Source organism: Gimesia chilikensis (assembly GCF_007744075.1).
Classification (GTDB): domain Bacteria; phylum Planctomycetota; class Planctomycetia; order Planctomycetales; family Planctomycetaceae; genus Gimesia; species Gimesia chilikensis_A.
Genome location: NZ_CP036266.1, coordinates 1,918,542 through 1,944,843 on the forward strand (window position 1 = coordinate 1,918,542; position 26,302 = coordinate 1,944,843).

Consider the following 26,302-nt stretch of genomic DNA (forward strand, 5'->3'; position numbering starts at 1 on the left):
TATGAATTAGTCCAGGGCAAAGGTTTCGGTTTCGTAAAACTGTCCGAAACGGTTCTGGATGAACTGTTCGAAGGGGATCTGTTCCTGACGGATCAGGCCGGTACCTTCCAACTGTTTCTGTTGAATCAGATCGATGACGGCACAGACGCCGGCACCGGTGGTGAGCTGAATGGCGCTCCAGATTTCGCCGTTGATTTCCTGAGCGTACATCTTACGCAGGTCACTCTTCTCGACGAACTGTCCGTTGCGGTGGCCGCGGACAGTGCAGAAGACGATGACCACATCCTGGAAGGTGACGGGAATCGAGTGTTCCATGACGTCCTTGAGCAGATCGCGGCGTTCATTGAGTCTCAGGTCCTGCAGGAGGAACTTCATGAGTTCGCGATGGCCGGGGTAACGAATGGTTTTGTAATTCAATTCACGGACCTTGCCATCCATCGTATCGCAGAGCGTACCCAACCCACCTGACGTGTTGAAGGCTTCGTAGACGTTGCCATCAAGTGTGAACTGCTCCAGCCCTTCGAGGGGGAGGTGATTTTTAATCTTGCGATTGTGAATCACTTCGCAGGTGTTGCAGTACTCGTTGATCAGGCCGTCGGTGGACCAGGTCAGGTTATAGGCGAGTGCGTTGGTGGGCCGCTGGGGGAGGGCACCGACGCGCATGCGGACGGTATCGATTTCGTCGAACCAGTCCATCACGTGTTTGGTGACGATGGTGACGAAGCCGGGGGCCAGGCCGGACTGGGGGAGAAAGACCTGACCCTCGGCGGCACCGTCGGCAATTTCTTTAACAGCGGCCGTTGTCTGACGATCTTCGGTGAGATCGAAATAATTGATGCCCGCTTCGAGTGCAGCGCGGGCGACATAGGGATTTTCCCGGAAGCTGAGCGCCGAGATGACTGCAGTGCAGCCCTGCATCAGGTGCACCAGTTCCTCGTGCGACTCAGCGTTGAGAACGCGTGTTTCGACTGAGGGAATTCGTTTCTGTATATGGTCTAAAGCGGCGGGAACGCGGTCGGCGATGCGTACATGATAGTCGCCGGATCTGCTGAGCAGAGTGGCGATCACGCGGCCGATCTTTCCCGCGCCGATGAGCAGGATTGTTTGAGACATCGCAGGTCCTCCTGTGTAGAATTCATGATGTGAGAAGTGATGTGAAAGACCTCACTATGATTATATACGTGGAAAACCTGTTTTCTGATTGAGTTTCTGTTTTCGCAGGTTTTGACGTATTAATTCATAGAGACGCCACTTGACTTTGAGCGAGTGGAAACGGTTATAAAAATAGAGGAGATAAGGCATGTCCAGCGAACAACTTACAGTTTATGACTGGAAACGGTATCCGGAAACGGCCCGCTTTATCGATGAGCGGATAAATGTGTTTTGTCAGAAGTCAGCCGACATTCAACAGTTTGCCCATGATCTCCAGACCCGCACAGGAACCCGGCTCAGGGACTGGGTGGATCACTTGGAAGTGGAGTGGTCTGATGCGCTGGCGAGCGAGCTGGTTGAATTGGGATATGAGCCGGTGATGGATGCGGATCGTCCGTTGTATCATCATCCTGCGGCGATGTTTCCTGCGGTGAAAGTGGCTGCGTCGGCGGTCGAGCGTTTGTTTGTCCGCGTGGACAGTGTGGCCGACTTTCTACTGGTACACCAGCGCGATATGGACACGTCGATTGAAGGTGACGTGGGGTCCGCGGTGCGACAGCGGATCGCATTTGCCGGCGAGGGGGTTGAGTTGCATGTGATCGAGCGGCATGGTTGCCCGGTGACGTGCACGACACCTCCGGCGACTCCAGATCTGAAGAAGCTGGCCGCCCATGCGGAAGCGCTGCGGTTGCGGAAACGGGACTTCGCGGAAGCGAGTGCGGGGTTCGCGCATGCGGCTTCGCTGATTAAGTCGTCAATTGCGGATCTGGGTGTGAACCGGACCTGCGATCTGTTCTTTGCCGGCGAGCGGGATTACTGGCAGCAGCGGAATCTGGCGGCTCGGATTCAGAAGGCCCGCCAGGATGCCATGGGTATGGGCTGGGCGAATCACGATCACCATACGTATCGTTCAAGCCGCAAGCATTTCCAGAGCCTGATTGGGATCTTTGAGCTGCTGGGCTTCCAGTTGCGTGAGCGGTTCTATGCAGGCAAGGAAGCGGGCTGGGGCGCACAGGTGATTGAGCAACCCCATGCGCGGATCACGATTTTCGCGGATGTGGATCTCTCGGCTGAAGAGGTTTCGCAGGACTTTGCACACGAGGCATTTCAGCAACGGAATGAGCTGGGGACGGTGGGGCTGTGGTGCCGACTGCATGGGGAAGCGTTCCTGCAGGCGGGCATGCATCACCTGGAATGCCAGTTCGACTTCGACGCCGCACGTGACCAGCTGGCGGAAGAGGGGGACGTGAAAACGATGAAGCCCTTTACCGATCTGCCACATTTGCGTCAGGCGTTTACGGCGGGGGAAATCTGGCCGGTGCAAGAGAGCCGGATTCAGTCGTTGCTGAATGACGGACTGATCTCGGCTGAAGAAGCGGACAAGTTCCGCGAGAAAGGGGCCATCGGTTCGCACCTCGAAATTCTGCAGCGGGAAGAGGGGTTTAAAGGATTTAACCAGACCGGGATTAACGACATTATTCTGGAGACGAACCCGTTGAAGCAGCAGGTGTGATAGACCACGAATTGCACGAATTTTTTGCTACCACGGCCAGCACGAAAGACACGAAAAAATTTGCTGACGCAGGTTGGTTGCTTTGTTGTGTATTGTGCTGGTGAGCTGGGACTTCCTGCTCGCTGCGCTCGGCCCGAATTGCATTCGGGCTTACCCGGGGTTGGGGGATTTTTCTGGTTTGTTGAGAGCCTGATTCTGATTTGTTTTTCGCCAGGCGGGCGGGGAGAGGGACCTGCCCCTGCTTTGTGGGTTTGAATAATTATTCAATAATTTTGATATTGTTATTTACAATGTTGGTGTATTGTTGAATAATGTTAAATATGAATGATGTCGAGCAAACTGAATCTGTGAAGCAAAAGATGGCCCCGGCGTCGCTGGTGCCCCGTTCAACTCAACGTCCCGAGCATCCGTTGCTGGCTCTGGATCAGGAGAATCTGGAGTTCGTGCTGCAGCTGGTGCTGGCGTCCGGATCTCTGAAACAGGTGGCCCGTTATTACGGCATCAGCTACCCGACAGTCCGCGCACGACTGGATAAATTAATCGTGCGGCTGGAATTGCTGGTCGAAAATCGTGAGCGCGATGAAATGGCGAATCTGCTGGCCAATCTCGTTGATGCAGGTCAGCTCACTGGAGCAGGGGCGCAAAGTATTCTCGACTTACATCGATCTACTCACTGAAGGTAGAAGGATTCTATTATGGAAGCACCCTGGTTTGATCCAAATACATTCGGTGCCTGGTTCGGGATGATCGTCGGCGGTGGCGGAGGCACATTGTGCGGCATCTGGGGAGCACTGTGTGGGTTTCTGTGTCCGCGCGGCAAGGGACGCAAAGTCATCCTCGGCGGGATGTTCGTTTTCGTCGTCCTCGGACTGATTCTGTGCGGTATCGGCCTGTATGCGTTCTTCAGCGGACAACCTTATGGGATCTGGTATCCCGTGTCGATGACGGGTTTCTTATTTGCCGTTATCCCTGGTGCTTTAATTCCTGTGATTCGCAAGAATTACCAGCAGGCGGAAAATCGACGCATCGCTGCCGAATCAATTCGCGTGGGCTAAGTGGCGGGGGACTCAATATGGGCAATCAGTCACCAAAACGCCGGGCATTGATCTGGACCTTGAGTGTGGTCGGCATTGCTGTCTCCAGTTTGGTGGTGCTGTTTGCCTGTCAGCCGTTCGCATTTTCTAAACCACGTCCACCGCTGGCCGTGCGCATGGACTCGTCTGGACCATATGTGATTCTGGCGAGCAAAGCTGCTGATCGCGATTACCTTCAGGCGATAGAGACAGCAGAGGCCCTGCATCCGAATGCCAGCCGATTGACGTTTTCCCCGGAGAATGTGGAAGCGCTGCTGGAGTCGCTGCGAACGATCCAGCCGCGGTATGCACTCATTTTTATCAAGCCGGATGAACTCGATGTGAACTTTGCCTGGAAATGGCTGACATTGTCGACGCGGATTGATGACGATCCGCTGGTTGATGTGAGCACGGGCTTCATCACCGGTGTGAGTTCAGAAGCGGTCGCTTCGTTGATGGAGCGGACGGCCAAAGCCGTTCGTGGCGAATCTGCATTACCGGGCAAGCTCATCGATAATTTCGGTCCCAACCCGCAGGCGCCTCCGAACCACTTTCAACAGCAGGCGGGTTGTTTCATGATTCCTGTTTTTCAGGAGCGAACTGCACTGGCGAGTATTTCCCACGGCGCAGACGGGTTTACTGACAGTCGATTGAATACAATGCAGGGCGCGGGGCTGATTCATCTGGGCGGGCACGGTGATCCGGACGGAGTGATCGACGGGGTGCAGGGGCAGCAGGCGAAGCAGCTGAACCTTTCTCCCTGTGTTGTGTTCAACGGTGCCTGTTATACGGGGGTGACCGGTCGCTGGTTTCAGCAATGGACGGCACAGGGAAAGGTTGAGAGTAAGACGGTTTCTGCGGAAAAATGTTTTTGTCTGAACCTGCTCGGTAACAGTACTATCGCTTACCTGGCCGCCCTGCATCCCGATCACGGGATTCCCGTTTACCAGGAAATGGAGTATCTGGCTTACAGCGGACGTTCGCTGGGTGATGTCATGCGGCACACGCACAATGGCGTAATTTTAGGAAATGGAGGAAAGCTGCCTGAGTTCACGTCGTTCGAGGATCAGATGCCTTCTCCGAGATGGACTGCCAGCGAAGTAATGTTGAAGGGGACCGCGGCGCGGGTTCTGTTTGGTGATCCCGCGCTGATGGTATCAGAGGCGTTCACGAAGCCGCCGTTTGAAATCACGACGACGCGGAGCGGTTCCGATCAGTTGCAAATCCGTGCCGAGTTGGTGAATCCGCAGTTAAAGAGTGAATTTACCGATACTTATCATGCTGATCTGGCTTCGAACAAACAGCAGTTCAATGATCGGGCGCTGCTGATTGTTGAACTGCCGGAAGGATGGCAGAAGATACGTGCGGTCAAGGTCAACAATGTCCGGGCGGCAGGGCAGGATATTCCAAACCGACTGCTGGGGTATGCTCTGGAATCGGAGGGAGACCGGCGGCGATTGCATGTCCAGGTTGATCTGCCTGCCAGCGGGTACATGCAATCTTTGTTTCGGCAAACAGGGGCGACGGTTGTGCTGACGGTTGATCGTTGAGGTGACTACGAAGGGGGTGAAAGGTTTGCTGCCTCGAAAAGCACGTAAGACACGAAAATATTGCTGACTTAGGTTGGTTGCCCTGTTGTGAATTGATCGCGTGAGCTGCAACCTCCTGCTCGCTGTGCCGATGGCTAATTCTGCGTCCTCGTTGATTTCATATCGTTACACTGTATCATGGTCATCTGTATCTGCTGGCACTGCGAAACCAGTTTCTGCTTGATCTTCTCTGCTATCACAGGAAGGGTGTGAATAATGCGATGGCCAAAAACTTTCGATTCCTCGGATGCATCTGATATGGATCCGGGTTTTCCTCCTAATCTGGCTTATGTATCCGTTGACATGGATGTCTACGGCGGGGGCGATGAAGTCGGTCTTTACTGGCCCATCGGGAAAGAAAAACGGGAACCGATTGTGGTCCGCACTTTTCATGATACTTTCGAACTGGGGCCTTTCTTCTCGACTTATCAGAAATATCTGCGCTGGCAGAGTCAAGACGAGGAAAACTTAGATCTGCCCATGGGGCCCGATGCGAAGATTGATCCCGTTTCCCCCGAAGCACTATATAATCAGGGGAATGATCTGCTAAAGGCCAAAGATGTTGACGGGGCGGTGAATGCCTGGCAGCAGGCACTGGATCGACTGCCTGAGTTCACCTTGGTTTCTTCACAGCTGGCGAAACAGCATCGCCGACTCAAAAATCTGGACCAGGCCAGGGAATGCGCTTTGAAATCGCTGATCTCTCCTCCCACGTTTGGCCGATTCGATGCTTCGCTGCTCAAGTGGCTGGGTAGAGAGACTGAGCCGCCGGAAGCCTATGCCGAGAATCCGATCTGGAAGAACCGCCGAAAATTACAATGGGCATTTCGAACGGGGAAGAATGATTATGGAATTATCCAGGATGCTATCGACGGTTTCTTTGAGACCAAACAGCCTGTGCTGGGGGTGACACTGATGCAGACGTATCTCGAGTTCATGTATTGGGAAACGGTCTCAGAAAAAAAACGTTGGAAATTCGATCAGGATGAATGGATGCAACGACAGGACGACCTGTGCGTGAAATATCTTAAGTCGTCGCGCAGGGCGGTTGAGAAAAAGTAGTCGGGAACCAACTTCGCGATGCACCCCGGATCGGGGGGCAGATGTAATTTGGGATTGCCATAAGCACCAGGAGATGACACGGGCAAAATCGTTACCGGGGCAGAGTGTGAAATCTTGTTGTTCGATTATTCTTCAAAGTTAACCGGTGTGACCATATACAGGGTTACGGTCTCTGCCTGGTCTTTCGTGTTCGAGACCGTTTTCACCACCAGCGTTTCCCCGAGATTCATTTCTGCCCTGGTGTTGACGCGTCGCACTGTGAGGCCGGGGACCGTGGTGCCGTTGACCTGGACCGCGTGCGCAAAGTCCTGTTCTGAGATCTCAGGAGAGAAACGGAGCAGGACTTTACCATTCTCGAGCAGATCCGGTTCGACTTTGCAGATGATGCCAAATTCTCTCCATTCGACTGAGGACTGCCTGTCGTCGGCCGGGATCGGGATCGGAAATTCGCCGCCACTTTTAAAGGTGGCTGGTTTCCCCGGCCGGGTCACAATCTGCGGACTGGCGTGGACCAGCTTGATTTTTCCCTCCCGTTTCAGCTTCGCGAAGACCGTTTCGGCGTTGCTGTAAATTGCGACTCCTGATTGAACCTGCTTCACCGGCTTCGCAGCTGCGGCAAATTCTTCTGCAGCGTCCGGGGTGAGTTCCAGAATACAACAGCGGCACAGAATCTGAGCCGGCGTTCCCACCAGCTGTTGCAGTTGGTTTGCCTGTGTTTCCAATTCCGCCTGTTTCTGACGAATGCGTTGTTTGATCTGCAGGGAGAGTTCCCGCAATTTCTCTGCTTCTGTTTTCAGGCCCGCTGCCTGCAGTTGTGCTGTTGCCAGGCGAAGATGATCGAGGGCTGCTGGCCGCTGCTTGGTTTCAGGGGTGACCTGTTTCAGCAGACCCGGACGTTCCTGCGGATCGGCAGCCAGGCAAACCGTACCAAAGCAGAATAAACAGGCAAAAACAATGCGACCAAGAACCGGCATCCTGAACCTCCTTGATATTGGACGAGCAACGGGAGACCGGATGCTATCAGTTCGGTACAAATTGTGTCAATGTGATCTGGAACTGGTCTGGTGGGAGTTTTATTTGCTACCACGAAAGGCACGAAAGACACGAAAAAATAAATTTAGTCTATGGTGCGATGTATTAAAACCGGCATGGAATCGCTGTCACAGTCCCATTTTGAGCTGAGGAGATACAGCTGATTGAGCCCCCGGTCGTGTGATTGTTCTTTCTTTTTAAACAGATCCGCTACAGCGTTCCGAATTTTCTCTTTCTCTGTTTCATCATTTGTACCGAGACACAGTTTTTTTAATCGATCCAGTTCAGAGAAATTTGGACTGCTTCTCCAGGTAATCACTTTGACCTGAGGAATGACTTTCCATTTCGTGGCTTGGTATCTAAAACAAGTATGGCACGATTCTGTTATCAATTCAGTTTGTGTGGCCAGTCTATTTTCTCGTGGGAGCCAGTACAGTAATTCATCCCGGATCGCGTTGCTGGTATAGACTACTGTGTGTAATCGCTCGCCTGATTCTTCATCAGTTTGTTTATTGGTCAGTTTCCAAAAACGGTTCCAGTCGGGTTGGAATTCGGATTCCCAGAGCGCATGGCCACGTGAAGTGACTATAGCTTCGGTGTGTTTCAGAAATTCTTCGTCATCCAGTCTGGGGTCATCTGCTGGAATTGTATCTGCGTTGAGAAATCGAGAATCCTCCAGCCATGAGTCTGGATAGACACTAATTAAGCCTTCCTCAATACAGTGACGTAACTTGCTGATTCTAGTTTTGGGATTTACCTGAAAAGCGGGACCTTCCGGGAATTTCCAGGTTCCCCATGAATGACGGTGGATTTCGTGTGTGAGAAAAGATGTTCGATCTCGCATGGCAACAATGCAATTCAGTAACCAGAGCCTCACCCAGTCGATACAGTCTACTTCCGTTTTATTGATGGTTGATGTGTGGTATTGTTCTGTGAGCAGAATGGAATCAAGTTCGTACTGGTCATCTTCGTTACAATAGCAAGAAATGGGAGTCGATTTTTCTGAGGTGGGCAGGTCGGAATAATTCCACTTTCGGCTCAATCGTGACAGCACCTGCAGGGCCTGTTGCTGGGATCGATCAGCTATTAATTCACCAGATTGAAAGCGAGTCAAAAGATGTGGAGATTCTGAGCCAATTTCTGTTTCTGTTCTGGATAAGAGTTGATTGACAAATAACGGATCGTCAATTTTACCTTTCCAAGTGATGACTTTAACTTGTGACAGAATTTTCCAGTTGGTGACCTGAGATCGAAAATAGACATGGCACCCCTCTTTTTTTAGACCGTATTGAGTATTAAGTTTAAGGAGTTCGGGTAACCACTTCAGCAAATCTTCCAAGATGTTGTTACTGGCATATTCCACGTAGAATGTGAGTGTATTGGCTGAGTTATGTTGATAAACGCAGTCCATCCGCCAATAACGCTGCCAGTCAGGCTGAAACTCTGTTTCCCACAGAGTATGGCCTTTCTGGGTGGCGACAGCCCGGGAATGCCGCAGAAATACTTCATCCTCCAGTCGAGGATCATTGGCAGCAATAGCACCTTCCGTCCGGACCTTGTCATCGTGCAGCCAGTGGTCTGAATACACCTCGATCAGTTCATGTTCGATACATTGCCGCAGGGTGGAAAGTCTTAAATCTACCCCGGCTTGAACCGCAGGACCAGTGGGGAAGTTCCAATAGCCGGCACTGTCATGATTGAGGTCATGAATCAGGCAACTGGTTCGGCAGGAGGAGGTGATAGTGCAATTAAGAAAGTAGAGACGGGGCCAGTCAAGATCGGTCATAAACAGTGTTGACACTGATGATTCAGTGTTGAAGCTCTGGATTGAAAAGTGTGGCTGCTATTCCACAAATTGAATACTCGGTGAATAGTATCACCTGAGACTTATATACTTTAAAGAAAATCAAGATTCTGACAACTCCTTAGAGGTTATTAGTTCACACTTGGAAGAGGGTTTCAAAGGATATAACCAGACGGGGATTAATGGCATTATTCTGGAGACGAACCCTTTGAAACAGCAGGCTTGAGGATACCACGAATCGCACAAATATTTTGCTACCACGAAATGCACGAAAGACACGAAATGAAATGGTGGTGAGTGTGCAGTAAAGAAAGAGGGTGGTACCGGATGTAATCCGGTATTGCCGGAGGCAACAGGAAATTGTCAGAGCAAAGGTACGATCTGGTATTTCTGTTTCCGACCTCAGTTAAGATGGAATTGTGAGCAAACATGCTGTTTCTTGCTTGAACGCAACACTGTCAGTTTCTTGCTCGCTGCGCTCGGCCCGAATTGCATTCGGGCTTACCTGGGGTTGGGGAGGATATTTCTGATGCTTTGGGTAGTGTGATTCTGATTTGTTATTCGCCAGGCGGGCGGGCACGTGGGCCTGCCCCTGCTTTTTTAGACTTCGGGCAGGACCCAGGGTTTGCGCCATTCTTCTCGGCCGCGGAGCTGGTTGGCGGCGTCGTCGTTTTTGAAGGTTTCGGTCTGGGGATCGAGGTTCAGGGTGCGGCCGACGCGGGCGGCGATGTTGCCTGCGTGGCAGAGAATGGAGGCGGGGTGTCCCACCGTTTCCAGATCGCAGGCCGGTTTGCTGCGAGTCTTGATGCAGTCGAGGAAGTTGGCCACGTGCGGGGCGGCGTCGCTGTCCCCTTTGACTTCCTTGATCAGCTTGCCGCGCTCGCCGTAAACGCGCCAGCGGCTGTTGCCGATGGTCATGTGGGCTTTGTCACCGTAGATGACGGCGCCTTCTGATTCGCCATGATAATGGTAGGGGGCCCAGATCCGCATTTCGTAGGTCAGGATCTTGGGCGTATCGCTCTGGTATTCGTAGGTGACCTGCAGAGTGTCGGGCCATTCCTGCATGTCGTCGAAGTACCATTTGCCGCCGGTCGCGGAAATTTTTGAGGGGAGCGAAATCGTGGCGTCGCCTTGTGCTTCACAAGCGGCATTGAGCGCGGCGAAGGCCATGTCGAGGCGATGCACGCCGTCGTTGCCCAGGTCGCCGGTGCCGTAATCGTGGAACCAGCGCCAGCGGCCGTGAAAGCGGTTTTTATTGAAGGGGCGTTTTTTCGCGGGGCCGAGCCACATGTCGTAATCGACGGTGTCAGGGGGCGTGCTGTCAGGCGGGTAGCCGATGTTTCCCTGCCGGGTGCTTTCCCAGGCTTTGGCGACGAGGCAGCGACCGAGGGCGCCGCTGCGGATGTAGGCGAGGGCGGACTTCAGGCGTTCGGTAGAACGGTGCTGCGAGCCCAATTGCACGACGCAGTTGTGTTTTTTCATGGCGGCGACCATCCGCTGGCCTTCGACGATGTTATGTCCGTCCGGCTTTTCAACGTAGACATCTTTGCCGGCCTGGCAGGCGAGGATGGTGGGGATGGCGTGCCAGTGATCGGGAGTGCCGACCACGATGGCGTCGAGGCTGTTGTCGTCGAGCAGGTGGCGGAAATCGCGGATGACCTCTGGTTGTTTGCCTTGCAGTCTGGTGACGGTGTCCACGGTGTTGCCGAGGCGGGCGGAGTCGATCTCGGCGATGGTGACGATTTCGGCCTGGGGGTTTTCCGCGAAGTGACGGTTGAGGGCGGCAGCGCGACCGCCGGCCCCGATCATGCCGACGCGGATGCGTTCGCTGGCGGCGGCTTTGGCAACCTGATCCAGGGAGAGAGTGGCCAGCCCGGCGGCTGAACCCTGTAGAAACGTCCTGCGGTCCATGGTTGGTGTGCTCCAGTGTGGTGGGGGGATATATCAACGAACTTTTATTATAGGATGCAGGGATTCGAGAGCAAAAGAAAACTTGGAGATAGGTTTTTTTCTACCACGAAAGACACGAAAGGCACGAATAGAATAGGGTTAGTTTGCTGGAGCGAGAACAAGCGGCTCAAATTGCGTTCGGGTTCACGCAGCTGCATCGAAGGTAAACATAGAAAGATTGTATCGGATATTTGTCTGTCAGCTGATTCCAGGGCCCGAGAACAGAATTCGTTTAATCATCCCCAAGTTCCTGGTTTCGATCTTCCTCTTCCATGATTTCGACCATTTGTTCTAACGCCGGCAGTATGAACTTCTCCTGGTATTCTGATAAAGATTTGGCACCAGTTTCATGGCACATTATTATTTCCTTCGCTTCGTACAGGGAGAGGCCATACACTTTCCTTAACATTCTGATGGGCACAAGGTTTGGGAGCCCATTTTCTACTGATTTGAGATATGCGGTTTTCGCATCAGCTCCATTTTCTTTCATTTGCTTATATTCTTTAAACTCGTCTGCATCAGGATCTTCAATCATTATGACCTCCTTATGGACCTGATAATGATCTAAATGATAGCGTGTTTTGAGAACTTGATCCAAGAAACTTTCGGGAAAAGATTGGACTTGCAGTGTCAGTGATCGACACCCAAGATTAATGCAAAGATGATCTCACCAGTGAAGGATCTTCATCCATGGATATCGAAGAGTTCAGTCAAAGTGATCTGTGCAGCTCAGTTGATCTGCTGAAGGCTCTGTTATGAATTGATCTGGTGAGCTGGGACCTCCTGCTCGCTGCGCTCGGCACGGATTTCATCCGCGCCCACCCGGTTTGATCGTGGAATACGTGAAATTTATTTACTACCACGAAAGACACGAAAGACACGAAAAAATGCTAATGCAGGTTGGTTGTGTTATGGGAGCGGATGTGGGTGGTACCGGATGTAATCCGGTATTGCCGGAGGCAACAGGAGGTCGCAGGACAAGCGATGTGAAGAGTACGCGTTCCTCAAGGTAAGTTAATTTAGTTCATGGCTCTGTAGTGAATTGATCTGGTGAGCTGGGACCTCCTGCTCGCTGCGCTCGGCACGGATTACATCCGCGCCCACCCGGTTTGATCGTGGAATACGTGAAAGTTTTACTACCACGAAAGACACGAAAGGCACGAAAAAATGCTAATGCAGGTTGGTTGTGTTATGGGAGCGGATGTGGGTGGTACCGGATGTAATCCGGTATTGCTGGAGGCAACAGGAGGTCGCAGGGCAAACGATGTGAAGAGTATGCGTTCCTCAAGGTAAATTAATTTATTTCATGGCTCTGTTATGAAGTGATCTCATGAGTTGGGGCATCCTGCTCGCTGCGCTTGGTCTTACCCGCCTGCTGGAGGATCTCGATTTCATTGTCGGGCAAGCCGGCAGATGGCACCCGACGTTACCGCGAACCTGCTGCGGTCGTCGGGTGGAGTTGATTCGATCATAAGAGTACCAGCAGCAGGATAATCAGCAGGATCAGGCCCAGTCCGCCGCTGGGTCCGTAACCCCAGCTACGACTGTATCCCCAGGTGGGGAGTGCACCGATGATAAACAGAATCAGAACGATCAGAAGTATGGTCTCCAACATGATGTGGTTCCTTTGCTAAACGCACCACAGCCTTCAACGGTCAATTGGCTGTTTTCTTGAACGGCTTCGATTTGCTGTGAATGAAATAAGGCAGCTTGCGTGCCGAGGTAGGAAAAATGAGCCGAGAATATTGAAACGGGACGGGAAACCGTTGGCACAACGGGAGATCCGACGGGGCTTTTTTTGAGATTTCCATTTGTAGTGATGCGTAGTGTGCGGGGAAACGGTGTTTGTCTGCGGGCTGGTGAACCCGACTGATCGGCGAACCGCCAGTGGAGGATTGCTGGCTCAGTTGGAGAAGATGTGTTCCCCAGGGAATCGGAATAGAGTTGGTTGCTCAGTTGTGAATTGATCTCGTGAACTGGGACCTCCTGCTCGCTGTGCTCGGCACGGATTTCATCCGCGCCCACCCGGTTTGATCGTGGAATACGTGAAATTTATTTCTACCACGAAAGCCACGAAAGGCACGAAATTCTTTCTGATGTCGATTGGCATTGGTGGTTGTTTCTCTACCTTACTGCTGCTGAGCCGATGAGTATGATTGTCAGATTCGGATTCAGTGGTCCGTTTGAAATGAGTTTGTAAGTCGCGAGGCGGGCGGGCACGTGGGCACCGCCCCTGCGTTTATAGTGAGGAGCGGTTTTTCTATTAGGGTGGTTGCTCATTCCGTTTCCTGCTCGCTGCGCTCGGTCCGAATGGCATTCGGGTTTATCCTTGATTTGGGGACTCTGGTTTTGGTTGTGGTTTATTGTGTTGATGATTTTGTGGAATGGCGTGTGGGGGTCAAGGGGGAATCGTGGATTGAGTGTGGGGTGAGATGTGTTGAGTTTACAGTGAGTCTGTGTCGAACTGTGTTGAGTGTGCTGCGAGATGATTTGAAAATGGACGGGACATTGCGAACCTGTGATTTTTGTTCTGGTGAAAAACTGGAAAATTCGACGCTGATTCAGGTGCATCTGAGTCAGTTGTGGTCTGTGTTCCAGTGCACGCATCATCCGCCTCGCGCGCGAAGCACAATTGCACAAGAATACGATTCGGAGAGTGGCGATCAAGTCCAGTTTATGCAGCAAGTACATCTGGTCTTCAGTGGTGGGCAAGCTGAACTGAGAACATGGTCAGCAGGAGACAATGCAGACCATTGAAGCGTTGAAAATGGAATTCGATTCTGGTGAGTTTTTTGAAGTCTTGTTTATTTATTTCGTTAATAAAATAGGCGGCTGTGGATGTGCAGGGAATGGGAAGTTGTGTGGGTGAAATTCCGGTCTGGAAGGGGGATGAAATGGATTTTTCGGGGGGAATACGAGTAAAAGTATCAAAATGCGTTGTTATTTTAGTTCATCGAGTGCCTGTGTGGGTTTATAATCGACGATGATTGAAATTCAGGCCATTTTAACGTCTCTCCATCCCTCCCGGTCTGAATCATTCCATCAGAGTCTGCTTTCCCAAAGCGTATTGAGTGCGTTCATCATTAAAAGCTTCGAGAAGGAGAACTCCCTTGCGTTCTTTCCTGATTTCCTCCTGCCTGACACTCCTCGTTTCTTCCGCAGTGCTGGTGACGGATTCCCGCGCCGCTGACAAGGTGTCTGCAACGAAGGTTTCACCACAGGCGGGCATTGAATTTTTTGAAAACAAAATCCGCCCGGTACTTGTGGAGCACTGCTACGATTGCCATTCGGGGGAACCTGATCCCGAGAGTGCGTCGTTTGTGCTGGACAGTCGCGCGGGGATGTTGCAGGGGGGCGATTCCGGGAAAGCGGTGGTGCCTGGCAATGTCAAGCAGAGTCTGATTCTGCAGGCGCTGGAACACGATCCCGATTTCTATGCGATGCCGCCGGATGAGAAGTTGCCTGCAGCAGTGATCGCCGACTTCCGGAAATGGATTCAGATGGGGGCACCCGATCCGCGAAAGGGAGATGTGCCTGCCCGTGCGAAGGTCACCTCTGATGAGGGATTTGATTTTGATAAGGAGCGCGAGTTCTGGTCGTTTCGTCCGTTGACTCGTCCGGAGGTTCCCAAAGTCAAACAACAGGAGTGGCCGCGAAATGATGTGGACCGGTTTATTCTGAATCGGCTGGAAGCGAAGTCGATGCAGCCGGCAGCGGCAGCGGACCGACGTACGCTGGTGCGGCGGGTTTATTTTGATCTGACCGGACTACCTCCGACTCCGCAACAGATTCAGGAGTTTGTGAACGATCCATCGCCGCAGGCGTACGAGCATCTGGTCGATCGGCTGCTGGATTCACCCCGTTTCGGGGAGACATGGGGGCGTCACTGGCTGGACCTGGCCCGCTATGCGGATTCGAACGGGTTGGATATTAACCTCACGTTTTACAATGCGTGGCGGTACCGGGATTACGTCATCCAGGCGTTCAACGAGGATAAGCCGTACGATGAGTTCATCCGCGAGCAGATTGCCGGGGATCTGCTGCCTTATGAAAACGATGCAGAGCGGACGAGGAATATTGTGGCGACTGGTTTCCTGGTGATGGGCGCGAAAATGCTCAGCGAGCGGGACAAAGAGAAGCTGCGGATGGATGTGGTCGATGAGCAGATCGATGTGACGGGCCGGGCGTTTATGGGGATGACGCTGGGATGTGCCCGCTGTCACGATCATAAGTTCGATCCGATTCCGATGACCGATTATTACGCTTTGGCGGGGATCTTCCGCAGTACGGAGACGGTGCATGGCAATCGTCTGAATAACCAGTTCGTCTCGGGCTGGATGACGCGGCCATTGCCGATCAAGCCGGAACATGCGGCTGCGATCAAGAAATACGAAGCCGACCTGGCGCAGCTGGAAACCGAGTTGAAGGACGATGCGGAAGCCTTGAAGAAACTGCAGGGTGGAACCCCACAGCAGACCAGGCTGGAAGCACTGGCGGGGATTGTCGTCGATGATGCCCAGGCGCAGAAAACCGGGGCCTGGAAGGAATCGACCTATTCGAAGAATTACCTGGGTGTCGGTTATGTGCACGACTTGAATGAAGGGCAGGGAAAGAAGTCGATTCGATTCACTCCTGATCTGCCGGCCGCCGGGAAGTATGAAGTCCGCTTTGCCTTTCCAGCAAACCGAGGTCGCGCGAAACGGACGCCGGTCACGATTCATTCGTTACAAGGATCGAAGACGGTTTACGTCGATCAGACGAAACAAGGGCCGATCGACGGGATCTTCACTTCACTGGGGACCTTTGAGTTTGCGGCCGGGGAAGCCGGTTACGTCGAGGTCACCAACAAAGATACGTACGGCTACGTGATTGTCGATGCCATGCAGTTCCTGCCACAGTTCAAGTTGCCGAAGCAGCGAGAGGTGCTGGTGGCGCAGAAGCCAACTGGCGGGGCTGCTGCAGCGGCACATGATCAAAAAGTTGAAGCCCTGCAGGCGCGTGTGCAGAAGTTGAAGGCGGACCTTAAGAAGTTGAAAGAGAACGCACCGCCGCCCGCACCGATGGCGCTGGCAGTGGGTGAGCAGCCAGACCCTGCGGATTATCGGATTGCCCGGCGGGGAAATATTCATCAGCTGGGTGACAAAGTCGATCGGGGCTTCCTGACGATTGCGACTTTGAAAGAGCAGCCTGCGGTGAGTCCGAAACAGAGTGGACGTCTGGAACTGGCGGAGTGGCTGAGCCGCTCGCAGAATCCGCTGACGAGCCGGGTGATGGTGAACCGGATCTGGAAGCATCTGTTTGGCAACGGCCTGGTGCGGAGCGTTGATAACTTCGGTCACCTGGGCGAGCAGCCAACGCATCCGGAACTGCTGGACTACCTCGCGCAGCGGTTTGTCTCGGAAGGCTGGTCGATGAAGACGCTGATTCGCGAGATTATGGTGAGCAGTGCTTACCGAATGAGTTCGGACTTCAGTGCAGACCAGTATCAGAAAGATCCGGGTAACCACCTGGTGTGGCGGATGAACCGCAGACGGTTGTCAGCCGAGAGCATTCGTGATTCGGTACTGACGGTTTCCGGGAAACTGGATTTGACGATGGGCGGTTCGGTGGTCTCCGATTATCCAGAGCAGGCGATCAACCCGAACAGTAATAAGAAGCTGGGGTCGAATCCGAGCGAGTTTCGCCGAAGCGTTTATCTGCCGATCGTGCGGGGGAGTGTGCCTTCCGCGCTGACCGTGTTTGATTTTCCCGCTCCGGAAATGCTGGTGGGGAATCGATCGGTCACCACGGTGCCGGCCCAGGCGCTGTTTATGATGAACAGCCCGTTTGTGATTTCCCAGGCGGAAGCGACCGCCGAGCGGATTTTGAAAGACGAGCAACAGAGCGATCGCGAGCGGGTCACACAATTGTACCTGACCTGCCTGGGACGCGAGGCGAATGCCAAAGAGCAGGCCGAGGCACTGCAGTACATCGATTCGCTGTTCGGACTGAATCTGAAAGAGAATGACGACAAGAGTCGGGCCCGTCGTAAAGCGTGGGCTTCGTATTGTCAGATTCTGTTCGCTTCGACCGAGTTTCGCTTTTTGAATTAGACTGACACCCGGAACCTGAATTACGAGTTGGTTTACTGTTATAGAGAGTTGGATAGGCTATGGATTCACTGAATTTCTCCCGACGTCAGATGTTGAAGTCTTCGGCTTGCGGTTTCGGATATATGGCCCTGGCGGGCTTGAGTGCGGAAGCGGCGCTTAAGAGTGCGTCGCCGCTGGCATCGAAAGAGCCGCATTTTGCGCCGCGGGCGAAGCGGGTGATCTTTCTGTTCATGCATGGCGGACCGAGCCACGTGGATACGTTCGACTATAAGCCCCGGTTGAACAAAGAGGATGGTCAGCGTCTGCCTTTCAAGGCGGCGAAGAACATCGAGAAGTCATCGCAGGAAAATCTGCGACTGATGAAGTCTCCCTGGAAGTTCAAGCAGCGGGGAGAGAGTGGCCTGTGGATTTCGGAACTGTTTGATAACGTGGCGGAGCACGCGGACGATTTGTGCGTGATCAATTCGATGCACACCAACGGCCAGTCGCACGGGCAGGCGGTGATGAAACTGCATACCGGTTCGGACAGCCTGGTGCGGCCTTCGGTCGGTTCGTGGATGGTGTATGGCCTGGGGACCGAGAACAACAATCTGCCCGGGTTCATTTCAATTTGTCCTTCGCGGGGACATGGGGGCGTGCGGAATTACGGAAGCGCGTTTCTGCCTGCGGTTTTCCAGGGGACTGCGATTGGTGATGCGGATACCAAAGCGAAAGAGGCACAGATCAAGTTCCTGGCAAACAACAGCACGTCGGCCCTCGAGCAACGGAAACAGCTGTCGCTGCTGCAGGCGATGAACGAGCGGCATCTGAAAGAGGTCAAAGTTGATAATGAAATCGAAGGGGTGATTAACTCTTACGAGCTGGCTTTCCGGATGCAGTCGGAAGTGCCCACGCTGATGGATTTGAGTGCCGAGACGAAAGAGATGCACGCGTTATATGGGATCGATGACAAGACGACGGAGAACTTCGGGCGTCAGTGTCTGATGGCACGACGGTTCGCCGAGGCGGGCGTGCGTTACATCGAAGTCGCGCTGGGGAACAATCGCTGGGATCAGCACAGCGGACTCAAGAGTGGTCACGAACGGAACTCGCAACAGGTCGACAAGCCGATCGCCGGTCTGCTGGCGGATCTGAAGCAGCGCGGGTTGCTGGAAGATACATTGGTTGTCTGGGGCGGTGAATTCGGCCGGACCCCGATTGCCCAGGGGAAGAACGGCCGCGATCATAATCCGCAGGGGTACACGATGTGGCTGGCGGGAGCCGGGGTGAAGAAGGGGCATGTGCACGGGGCGACTGATGAGTATGGATACTATGCGACCCGGGACAAGGTGCATATCCATGATCTGCATGCGACGCTGCTGCATCTGATGGGCATGGATCATAAGCGGCTGACTTATCGATACGCGGGCCGCGACTTCCGGCTGACCGATGTGTACGGCGAAGTCGTACATGAGATTATGACCAGCTAAACAGGACCGATCGCAGGAGGGAACCTGATTATTCTGAAGACTGTCCGTAGGGAAAGGATTCCTGCGATGTTTCTCGACTCTGTTCAAAAGCCCTTAAACCGAAAGCGTTTAAGGGGTTCTGATGATGCGTATGGCCCCGCTGTGGGTGGTTGCAGAATTTTGCTGGAATCGGTACAATCCTTTGCTTTGGTGGGCTTTGCGCGCAACTCGTTGCCAATCCTTGAGATATGTACCTGTTGCGGATCTGTAAAGTGCTGAATTCCAGTCTTAGAGAACTTTGAAAACCTGAAGAATTATAATGGCTGACAACAACGACGCGCTGGTCGAAACCGCGGTAGAGAGTATGGCAGCTGCCACAACCCTTGCCGAACTGGATGAGGTGCGTGTCCAGTACCTGGGGAAAAAGGGAAAACTGAGAGCCCTGCAGGCCGAGCTGAAATCACTGTCCCCCGAGGAGAAGCGTGAATTCGGGAAGATGCTCAACAGCGTCAAAGAACGAATTCAGGGGGCCTTGAACGATCGCAAAGAGGCTCTGGAAGCCAGCGAGAAATCGGGGCCGGACCTCGAGATGGTCGATGTGACACTGCCCGGCGTTCGAACGCTGCCGGGGCACCGCCATCCGCTGATTGCGACGATGGAAGAGGTGAAATCGATTCTGCTCGGACTGGGTTTTCGCTACGACGATTACCCGGAAGTCGAATCGGAGTTCTTCAACTTTGATGCGTTGAACACGCCCGACTGGCATCCCGCGCGGGACATGCACGACTCGTTCTACACCACCAAAGGGAACGTGCTGCGAACCCATACGTCGGCGTTCCAGACACGGGCGATGAAGCAGTTCGGTCCGCCACCCTTGCGGGCGATGACCTCGGGACGCTGTTACCGGCGGGACGAGATTGATGCGTCGCACTTTCCGATTTTCCATCAGCTGGACGTGATTGCCATTGATGAGAATATCAGTTTTGCGGACCTGAAATGGGTGTTGTACCAGGTGGCCAGCAGTCTGTTTGGCGACGACGTGCAGCTCCGTTTCCGCCCGAGTTATTTCCCGTTCACCACGCCGAGCGCGGAAGTGGATGTGATGTTCAACGGGAAGTGGCTGGAGATTCTGGGCGCGGGAATGATTCGTCCCGAAGTCCTGGAAGCCGGCGGTGTCGACCCCGAGAAATGGCAGGGCTTTGCCTTTGGCCTGGGGCTGGACCGGATGGCGATGATCCGGCACGGCATTACCGATATCCGCTACATGTATGAAAACGAAGAAGCGTTTTTACGTCAGTTCTAATCATTCTTGCGGAACACTCACTGACGTAATTTTTCTGGCATAGAGAGAAAACGATGCACATTAATACTGGTTGGTTGCGCGATTACCTGTCGGCGGATTGCAAAGAGAGCGATCTGCTGGATGCCCTGATGACGGTCGGGCTGGAAATCGAAGAAGAACATCACCTGGGCCAGGCCCTGGCGCCCATCCGGATCGGTTTTATCCGGGAGAAGAAGCCGCTGGCTGGTGCAGATCATCTGTTCGAATGCCAGGTGGAAATCGAAAAAGGAAAGCTGATTACCATTGTCTGTGCGACCGCGCATCCGGTGGAAGTGGGCTGGGGTGTGCCTGTGGCGGTGGCCGGTACGAAGCTGCCCAGCGGGGCTCTGATTTCCGAAGGTAAGATTAAAGGGACATTATCTCAGGGAATGATCTGCCTGGACGGAGAGATGGGGCTGATTGCCCGTTCGACGGGGCTGCAGGTCTTCGAAGACGAAGCGACGCTGGGAGCCAGTCTGCCGTCAGTCGCCCCGCTTGAAGAATCGCTGGTGGAAGTCTCGGTGCTGCCGAACCGTCCCGACTGCCTGGGGATGATCGGTGTGGCCCGTGAAGTGGCTGCCGTCCTCGATATGGAATTGAAATATCCGAGTGCCCGCGAATTGAATTCTGCGGGCGCAGGTGACGCGGTGGCTGTTGAGATTGCCGACGATTCGCTCTGCTCACGTTATACATGCCAGGTATTTGACAGCGTCCAGGTGCGGAAGTCGCCTCACTGGCTGCAGAGCCGATTGCAGACGGCCGGTCTGCGGGCGATCAACAACGTGGTCGACATCACCAACTTCGTGATGCTGGAATGGGGACAGCCGATGCATGCTTTCGATTTTGACAGCCTGAAGGGGAACAAAATCGAAGTCCGTCGGATTAAAGAGGGCGAAACGCTGAAGCTCCTGGATGAGACAGAGGTCGATGCCAAAGAGCAGCCGCTGGTGATTGCCGACGGCGAGAAACCGATCGCGCTGGCGGGGATCATGGGAGGCGCAGACTCACAGACGACCGCTGAGTCGAAGCGGATTCTGCTGGAGTCGGCCTGTTTCGATCCGGTCTGCATCCGGACTTCATCCCGCAAGCTGAAGATCAGCACGGATTCTTCCTATCGCTTCGAGCGGGGGACCGATCCGAACGGGATGCTGAGCGGCGCGTTCAACCGGGCTGCGGAGCTGCTGCAGGATCCGGAACTCGCCGGGGCGAAGCCGGCTTCGCCCGTGACGGACAGTTACCCGAACGTCAAACAGCCGACACAGTTCCCCCTGGATGCACCGCGCATTTCGAAAATTCTGGGGGCCGAGATTACCAATCAGCAGATTACGGATTGTCTCTCCAAGCTGGAAATGACGCACGACGACAAGACGATTTCGGTGCCGACCTGGCGGGTGGATGTGAATAACCCAGTGGTGCTGGCCGAGGATGTGGCCCGGCTGTTGCGTTATGACAGCATCGTGATGAAACCGATGGTGGCGACTACGACCAAGGGGCGGTATTCCGAAGCGGATACGCTGCGGAGTCTGATTGCGAGCTTCCTGACCGGAAACGGATTCCTGGAAAGCCGGACTCCGCCACTGACGACCGAGCAGACCGCGCTGGCGTTCAGCCAGTGGCCGGGCGAATCGATTCAGGTGCAGAACCCGATTTCCAAAGAGATGACGACGCTGCGTCAGAGTCTGGTGGGGAGTCTTGTGGAAGTCGCGGAACGAAATGCCCGTCGTGGCGCCAGCAGTTTCCGCTTCTTCGAAATCGACCGGACCTTCCGCGAGAACAATTCTGAAAACGATGAGCGGTGGATGGTCGGCGGCGTACTGGGCGGTCCGATCAATGACGCTGCCTGGATTGCCCGGGAGAGCGAGATAGACTTCCTGCGTGCCAAGGGGCTGCTGGAAAACCTGCTGGCACATCTGGAAGTTGAGCAGGTTACCTATACCAATGAAGAGCCGGCCCTGGGTTACCGAGTGGAAGAGTTCGCTGTGATTTCACATGACGGCGAGCGGATCGGAGCCCTGGGCCGCATCGATCTGGGAGCCCTGGGAATCAAAGACCGGGCACGCGTGCCCCTGTATGGTTTCGAGCTGGATATCTCGACGCTGCTGAAGGGGAGAGGACCAGCCCGGATGTTCGCTGGTCTGGCACGAACCCAGGTGATTGCCCGTGATATTTCGATTCTGGTACCCGTCGATCTGCCTTACCTGGAGATCGAGCGGTCACTGGAGAATGCCTTCGCCGCGGCTGTGGATAATCTGGAGGCGGAGCCCCGTAAGGAGAGCGAAGGGGAGATCAGCCTGCAGCCAAAGCTGGAGAACGTGGTCTGTATCGATACCTTCGTCGGTGAGAGCGTGGGAGAGGGGGCCAAAAGCCTGACGATCCGAATGCTGTTCCGCGATGCGAACCATACGCTGACCTCGGGTGAAGCGCAGCAGCTGATGGACTTTGTCGTGAAGCAGCTGCAGTCCGAACACGGAGCTGTCCAGCGGTAACGGTCGCTGCTGCCCCCGATGCAATCGATTGAATTCAAAGCACACCTCAACGGTTTGGGGTGTGCTTTTTTCGTTGGGGTGAGAGCGTCTTTCACTGAACAGGTTGCCCTTTTTCGGTTTGTCCCAAAGGGTATAACTGGTTGTGATCCTGAGCCGTGTCGCGCATTGATTTCGCGACGTTTCTGCTGAACGGAGACCGATGGTCTGATTAGAGTGGGGAGTGGCAGATTCCGGCAATTTCAGAAAGTGCCGAAGATCTTTCAGACTGTGGTTGAAAATGCCTCAGGAATAGATTATATATTATATATAATCAGTTGGCTGTGAGACTGATCCTTCCAACCCGAGCCTCATTCCCGTGTAATCAAATAAGCGCCTAAGTATTGTCAGTTACATTACAAGCGTGCCAGGATGCTGAGCCATGAGACGACTGTTGCTGTTGGCATTTGGATTGTTCTGCCTCGTTTCTGCGGTCGAGAAACGCACGCTGATCGCGGCGGAAGCGGACCTGAAGCAGGCTGAGTTCTTCGAGAAACGGATTCGTCCGTTGCTGATTGCCGAGTGTTATGACTGCCACAGTGAGGATTCGGTTGAGAGCGGGTTGCGGGTCGATTCGCTGTCAGGATTGATACGAGGTGGCGAGCGGGGTCCTGCCCTGGTGCCGGGCAAGCCGAAAGAGAGCCTGCTGATCAGTGCCGTCCAGCACAGCGGGCAGCTGCATATGCCCCTCAAAGATAAGCTGAGCCAGAAGGCGATTGCCGATCTGATTCAATGGGTTGAAGCAGGCGCTTACTGGCCGAACGCGAAGCCGATCTCGGAAATCCGCAAAGAAGCCGCGGGAGATACGGGGCCGCTGTTTACAAAAGCGGAGCAGGAGTTCTGGGCCTTTCAACCGCCGCAGGAACCTGCGGTGCCGCAAACCCGGAACCGGGAGTGGGCACAGCAGCCGCTGGATCAGTTTGTACTGGCGCGCCTGGAACAGGCGGACGCGGAGCCGGCCTCACGCGCTGATAAGCGGACGCTGATCAGGCGGGCGACGTTCGATCTGATCGGTCTGCCTCCGACGAATAAGGAAGTCGAAGCATTTCTGGCCGACGATTCACCGGATGCGTTTGCGAAAGTGATTGACCGTCTGCTGGCATCACGACGTTACGGTGAGCGTTGGGGGCGGCACTGGCTGGACGTGGCACGCTATGCCGATTCGAACGGTCTCGATGAAAACCTGTCGTACGCGAACGCGTTCCGCTATCGGGATTACGTGATCGCCGCCTTCAACCAGGATAAGCCTTTCGATCAGTTTGTGCAGGAACAGCTGGCGGGAGACATTCTCGCAAATCAACCGGGGGCTGAGAACCGTCCTGAGAAAATCACTGCGACCGGCTTCCTGTCGATCGGGGCCAAGATGCTGGCCGAAGATGACCAGGTCAAAATGCAGATGGATATCATCGACGAACAGCTGGATACGGTGGGGCGGACTTTCATGGGGCTGACCCTGGGATGTGCCCGCTGCCATTCGCATAAGTTCGATCCGATTCCGATTGAAGACTACTATTCGCTGGCGGGGATCTTCAAAAGCACGAAGACGATGGAGAACTTCAAGGTGGTCGCCCGCTGGCAGGAACAGATGCTGGCCAGCCCGGAAGAGATTCAGGCGCTGGAGCAGCAGAAACAGCAGATCGCGAAGCTGGATGCCGAGATCAAGCAGATCGTGAAACAGGCCGATGAACGGTTTCTGAGTGCGGCGCGAAAGCGGTCCCGCGATTATCTGCTGGCGTCTGCGATTAAAAACTATCACGATCAACTATTGAAATCGACTGGGCCGATTGGTGCCGACCCCGGTGCCTATAAGTCTCACGCGGCAATCCTGGTCGAAGCGGAAAACTTTCAGACCGGTAACGTGAAGAAAGCGACGACCGGGTACGGCGAGGGGATTGGCGTCATCTATAACAAGGGGACGCTGCCCAACATTGCCGAGTATGAAATTGAGGTCCCGAAAGCCGGCCGCTATCAGTTGGAAATTCGGTATGCAGCGGCCCAGTCCCGGCCGGTGGAACTTTCGATCAACGGTGAGCTGGTCAAGAATGATGCGGCCAGTGCGGTGACCGGCAGCTGGTATCCCAAGTCGCAAGAGTGGAAGGTGGAAGGTTTCTATACACTCAAGCAGGGAAAGAACCGGGTGCGGCTGGAGAGCAAGATTCCCTTTCCGCACATTGACAAACTGCTGATTGCGGAGCCCCGCACCGCGACAGAGCAGCCCGGAGGAGTGCTGGCTGAGATCCCGGTTCCGGAGAATCTGGTTTCGAGTCTGACGCTGCAATGGGCCTCATTGATCAAGAAGTCTGCTGAAGATCAGGATTCGCCGTTTGCCATCTGGAATCATCTGATTCAAAAAGGATCGGTGCCCGAAACGTTGAGTCCCAAATGGGAACGCTTCAGTGGATTGAATGAACTTCCGGAGAAAGAGCGGATTTTGAAAGCTGCTGCACTTTACGGTACTCTGTTCAAGGAAGTGCTGGCAGAGTGGGAGGCGTATCAGAAAACGGAAGCCGGGAAAGAGGCGCAGGGACTGCCTGACCCACAGCGGGAAAAGCTGCGGCAGATGCTGACCGATGCGAAGTCCCTGTTTGCCTTGCCTTCAGATCGGGAGAGCTGGTATGCAGAGGCGACTCAAAAGAAACTGACAGCCCGGCGTGAGCAGAAGAAAAAACAGGAAGCGGCTTTGCCTGTCTACCCGACGGCGATGTCGGTCTCCGAGCAGAAGCCGGAAAACCTGAAAGTGCATTTGCGGGGCAGTCATTTCACGCTGGGGAAAGAAGTTCCCCGGCAGTTCCTGCAGATTATTGAGGGCGAAGAGCAAACACCCATCGATGACCAGCACAGCGGTCGCCTGCAACTGGCAGAGTGGCTGACCAGCGGTTCGCATCCGCTGACAGCACGCGTGATGGTGAACCGCATCTGGCGGTGGCACTTTGGTGACGGGCTGGTCAGAACGCCGGACAACTTTGGAAAGCTGGGAGAACGTCCCACTCATCCGGAACTGCTGGACTGGCTGGCGGTGCAGTTTGTGAAACAGGGCTGGTCGATCAAAGAGATGCATCGACTGATCATGCTTTCGTCAACGTACCAGATGAGTTCTGAGTACAACCCGGAACTGGCGGCACGCGATCCCGAGAACCGCCTGTTGTGGCGGGTGAATCGCAAGCGTCTGGAAGCGGAGGCAATTCGGGATTCGATTCTGCAGGTATGCGGCAATCTGGACCTGGAGATGGGTGGTTCAATGCTGGGTGTCGAGAACCGCAAATATGTTACCAGTACGCGAAACGTCAATCCGGTAATGTATCAGACCAACCGGCGTTCGGTTTATCTGCCGATTGTGCGAAGTGCTTTATATGAAGTTTTGCAGGCCTTCGATTTTGCCGATCCAAGTGTGCTGTCCGGGAACCGGGTGCACACGACGGTCGCACCGCAGGCCTTATTCATGATGAATAGCGATTTCATCATGCAGCAGACCAGTGACTTTGCGGAGCAGGTGCTGCACGAGACGCACCTGGATCGGCCGGGGAAGGTCAAGCTGGTTTACGAACGGGTTTTCAGTCGGCCGGCGAGCGAGTTAGAGGTGTCGCGGGCACTGGCTTACATGGATCAGTATAGGCAGGAACTGGAGCCGCTGGAGATGAAACCGGAAGAGCAGGAGCAGCGGACCTGGCAGAGCCTGTGTCGGGTGCTGATTTCTTCGAACGAGTTTCTGTTTGTGGATTGAGGGAACACATTGCGGGAATATAG

At 54.1% G+C, this 26,302-nt stretch carries 16 protein-coding genes; 10 read left to right on the forward strand and 6 right to left on the reverse strand.

Annotated elements, in window-relative coordinates:
* Nucleotides 1-6: 6 nt before the first annotated feature.
* The gene (locus HG66A1_RS07350) at nucleotides 7-1,113 is read right to left on the reverse strand and encodes a saccharopine dehydrogenase family protein (protein ID WP_145181555.1); all 1,107 of its coding nucleotides are present in this window, start codon (nucleotides 1,111-1,113) and stop codon (nucleotides 7-9) included.
* 187 nt (nucleotides 1,114-1,300) lie between these two features.
* Between HG66A1_RS07350 and HG66A1_RS07355 the strand changes: the two genes are divergently transcribed.
* The 5 genes from HG66A1_RS07355 (at nucleotide 1,301) to HG66A1_RS07375 (ending at nucleotide 6,389) form a co-directional block, all read left to right on the forward strand.
* Nucleotides 1,301-2,665, forward strand: a complete 1,365-nt coding sequence (locus tag HG66A1_RS07355; RefSeq protein WP_145181557.1) for a hypothetical protein — start codon at nucleotides 1,301-1,303, stop codon at nucleotides 2,663-2,665.
* A gap of 359 nt (nucleotides 2,666-3,024) precedes the next feature.
* Entirely contained in the window at nucleotides 3,025-3,342 is a 318-nt protein-coding gene (locus tag HG66A1_RS07360; protein WP_197997022.1) for a DUF2089 family protein, read from the forward strand.
* Nucleotides 3,343-3,360: 18 nt separating this feature from the next.
* Nucleotides 3,361-3,720 (forward strand): hypothetical protein, encoded by a 360-nt coding sequence (locus HG66A1_RS07365; RefSeq protein WP_145181562.1) that lies wholly within the window; start codon nucleotides 3,361-3,363, stop codon nucleotides 3,718-3,720.
* A gap of 17 nt (nucleotides 3,721-3,737) precedes the next feature.
* Nucleotides 3,738-5,288, forward strand: coding sequence for a C25 family cysteine peptidase (locus HG66A1_RS07370; RefSeq protein ID WP_145181564.1), 1,551 nt, complete (start codon nucleotides 3,738-3,740; stop codon nucleotides 5,286-5,288).
* 255 nt (nucleotides 5,289-5,543) lie between these two features.
* Nucleotides 5,544-6,389, forward strand: coding sequence for a tetratricopeptide repeat protein (locus HG66A1_RS07375; RefSeq protein ID WP_145181566.1), 846 nt, complete (start codon nucleotides 5,544-5,546; stop codon nucleotides 6,387-6,389).
* 125 nt (nucleotides 6,390-6,514) lie between these two features.
* Here HG66A1_RS07375 and HG66A1_RS07380 read toward each other — a convergent pair whose 3' ends face one another.
* The 5 genes from HG66A1_RS07380 to HG66A1_RS07400 form a co-directional block, all read right to left on the reverse strand.
* Nucleotides 6,515-7,363, reverse strand: coding sequence for a hypothetical protein (locus tag HG66A1_RS07380; protein WP_145181568.1), 849 nt, complete (start codon nucleotides 7,361-7,363; stop codon nucleotides 6,515-6,517).
* A 143-nt stretch (nucleotides 7,364-7,506) separates the two neighbouring features.
* Entirely contained in the window at nucleotides 7,507-9,222 is a 1,716-nt protein-coding gene (locus tag HG66A1_RS07385) for a hypothetical protein (RefSeq protein WP_145181571.1), read from the reverse strand.
* Between the two features lie 603 nt (nucleotides 9,223-9,825).
* Entirely contained in the window at nucleotides 9,826-11,136 is a 1,311-nt protein-coding gene (locus HG66A1_RS07390; protein ID WP_145181573.1) for a Gfo/Idh/MocA family protein, read from the reverse strand.
* Between the two features lie 271 nt (nucleotides 11,137-11,407).
* Nucleotides 11,408-11,710, reverse strand: coding sequence for a hypothetical protein (locus HG66A1_RS07395; RefSeq protein WP_145181576.1), 303 nt, complete (start codon nucleotides 11,708-11,710; stop codon nucleotides 11,408-11,410).
* Nucleotides 11,711-12,643: 933 nt separating this feature from the next.
* On the reverse strand, nucleotides 12,644-12,790 hold the full coding sequence (locus HG66A1_RS07400; RefSeq protein WP_145038113.1) for a DUF3309 family protein: 147 nt from the start codon (nucleotides 12,788-12,790) through the stop codon (nucleotides 12,644-12,646).
* A gap of 1,495 nt (nucleotides 12,791-14,285) precedes the next feature.
* Here HG66A1_RS07400 and HG66A1_RS07405 point away from each other — a divergent pair.
* From HG66A1_RS07405 to HG66A1_RS07425, 5 genes are all read left to right on the forward strand, one after another.
* Nucleotides 14,286-17,267, forward strand: a complete 2,982-nt coding sequence (locus HG66A1_RS07405) for a DUF1553 domain-containing protein (protein WP_197997023.1) — start codon at nucleotides 14,286-14,288, stop codon at nucleotides 17,265-17,267.
* 59 nt (nucleotides 17,268-17,326) lie between these two features.
* Nucleotides 17,327-18,736, forward strand: coding sequence for a DUF1501 domain-containing protein (locus HG66A1_RS07410; protein WP_145181580.1), 1,410 nt, complete (start codon nucleotides 17,327-17,329; stop codon nucleotides 18,734-18,736).
* Nucleotides 18,737-19,034: 298 nt separating this feature from the next.
* Nucleotides 19,035-20,018, forward strand: coding sequence for a phenylalanine--tRNA ligase subunit alpha (pheS, locus tag HG66A1_RS07415; protein WP_145038121.1), 984 nt, complete (start codon nucleotides 19,035-19,037; stop codon nucleotides 20,016-20,018).
* Nucleotides 20,019-20,071: 53 nt separating this feature from the next.
* The gene (gene pheT, locus HG66A1_RS07420) at nucleotides 20,072-22,522 is read left to right on the forward strand and encodes a phenylalanine--tRNA ligase subunit beta (RefSeq protein ID WP_145181582.1); all 2,451 of its coding nucleotides are present in this window, start codon (nucleotides 20,072-20,074) and stop codon (nucleotides 22,520-22,522) included.
* A gap of 418 nt (nucleotides 22,523-22,940) precedes the next feature.
* Nucleotides 22,941-26,279: a DUF1553 domain-containing protein gene (locus HG66A1_RS07425; RefSeq protein ID WP_145181584.1), complete on the forward strand. Its 3,339-nt coding sequence runs from the start codon at nucleotides 22,941-22,943 to the stop codon at nucleotides 26,277-26,279.
* Nucleotides 26,280-26,302 lie beyond the last annotated feature (23 nt).

Coding starts and splice junctions, on each gene's coding strand:
- HG66A1_RS07360 (WP_197997022.1), top strand. CDS start 3,025: ATGGCCCCGGCGTCGCTGGTGCCCCGTTCAACTCAACGTCCCGAGCAT.
- pheS (WP_145038121.1), top strand. CDS start 19,035: ATGGCTGACAACAACGACGCGCTGGTCGAAACCGCGGTAGAGAGTATG.
- HG66A1_RS07425 (WP_145181584.1), top strand. CDS start 22,941: ATGAGACGACTGTTGCTGTTGGCATTTGGATTGTTCTGCCTCGTTTCT.
- HG66A1_RS07370 (WP_145181564.1), top strand. CDS start 3,738: ATGGGCAATCAGTCACCAAAACGCCGGGCATTGATCTGGACCTTGAGT.
- HG66A1_RS07410 (WP_145181580.1), top strand. CDS start 17,327: ATGGATTCACTGAATTTCTCCCGACGTCAGATGTTGAAGTCTTCGGCT.
- HG66A1_RS07390 (WP_145181573.1), bottom strand. CDS start 11,136: ATGGACCGCAGGACGTTTCTACAGGGTTCAGCCGCCGGGCTGGCCACT.
- pheT (WP_145181582.1), top strand. CDS start 20,072: ATGCACATTAATACTGGTTGGTTGCGCGATTACCTGTCGGCGGATTGC.
- HG66A1_RS07375 (WP_145181566.1), top strand. CDS start 5,544: ATGCGATGGCCAAAAACTTTCGATTCCTCGGATGCATCTGATATGGAT.
- HG66A1_RS07400 (WP_145038113.1), bottom strand. CDS start 12,790: ATGTTGGAGACCATACTTCTGATCGTTCTGATTCTGTTTATCATCGGT.
- HG66A1_RS07365 (WP_145181562.1), top strand. CDS start 3,361: ATGGAAGCACCCTGGTTTGATCCAAATACATTCGGTGCCTGGTTCGGG.
- HG66A1_RS07355 (WP_145181557.1), top strand. CDS start 1,301: ATGTCCAGCGAACAACTTACAGTTTATGACTGGAAACGGTATCCGGAA.
- HG66A1_RS07350 (WP_145181555.1), bottom strand. CDS start 1,113: ATGTCTCAAACAATCCTGCTCATCGGCGCGGGAAAGATCGGCCGCGTG.
- HG66A1_RS07380 (WP_145181568.1), bottom strand. CDS start 7,363: ATGCCGGTTCTTGGTCGCATTGTTTTTGCCTGTTTATTCTGCTTTGGT.
- HG66A1_RS07395 (WP_145181576.1), bottom strand. CDS start 11,710: ATGATTGAAGATCCTGATGCAGACGAGTTTAAAGAATATAAGCAAATG.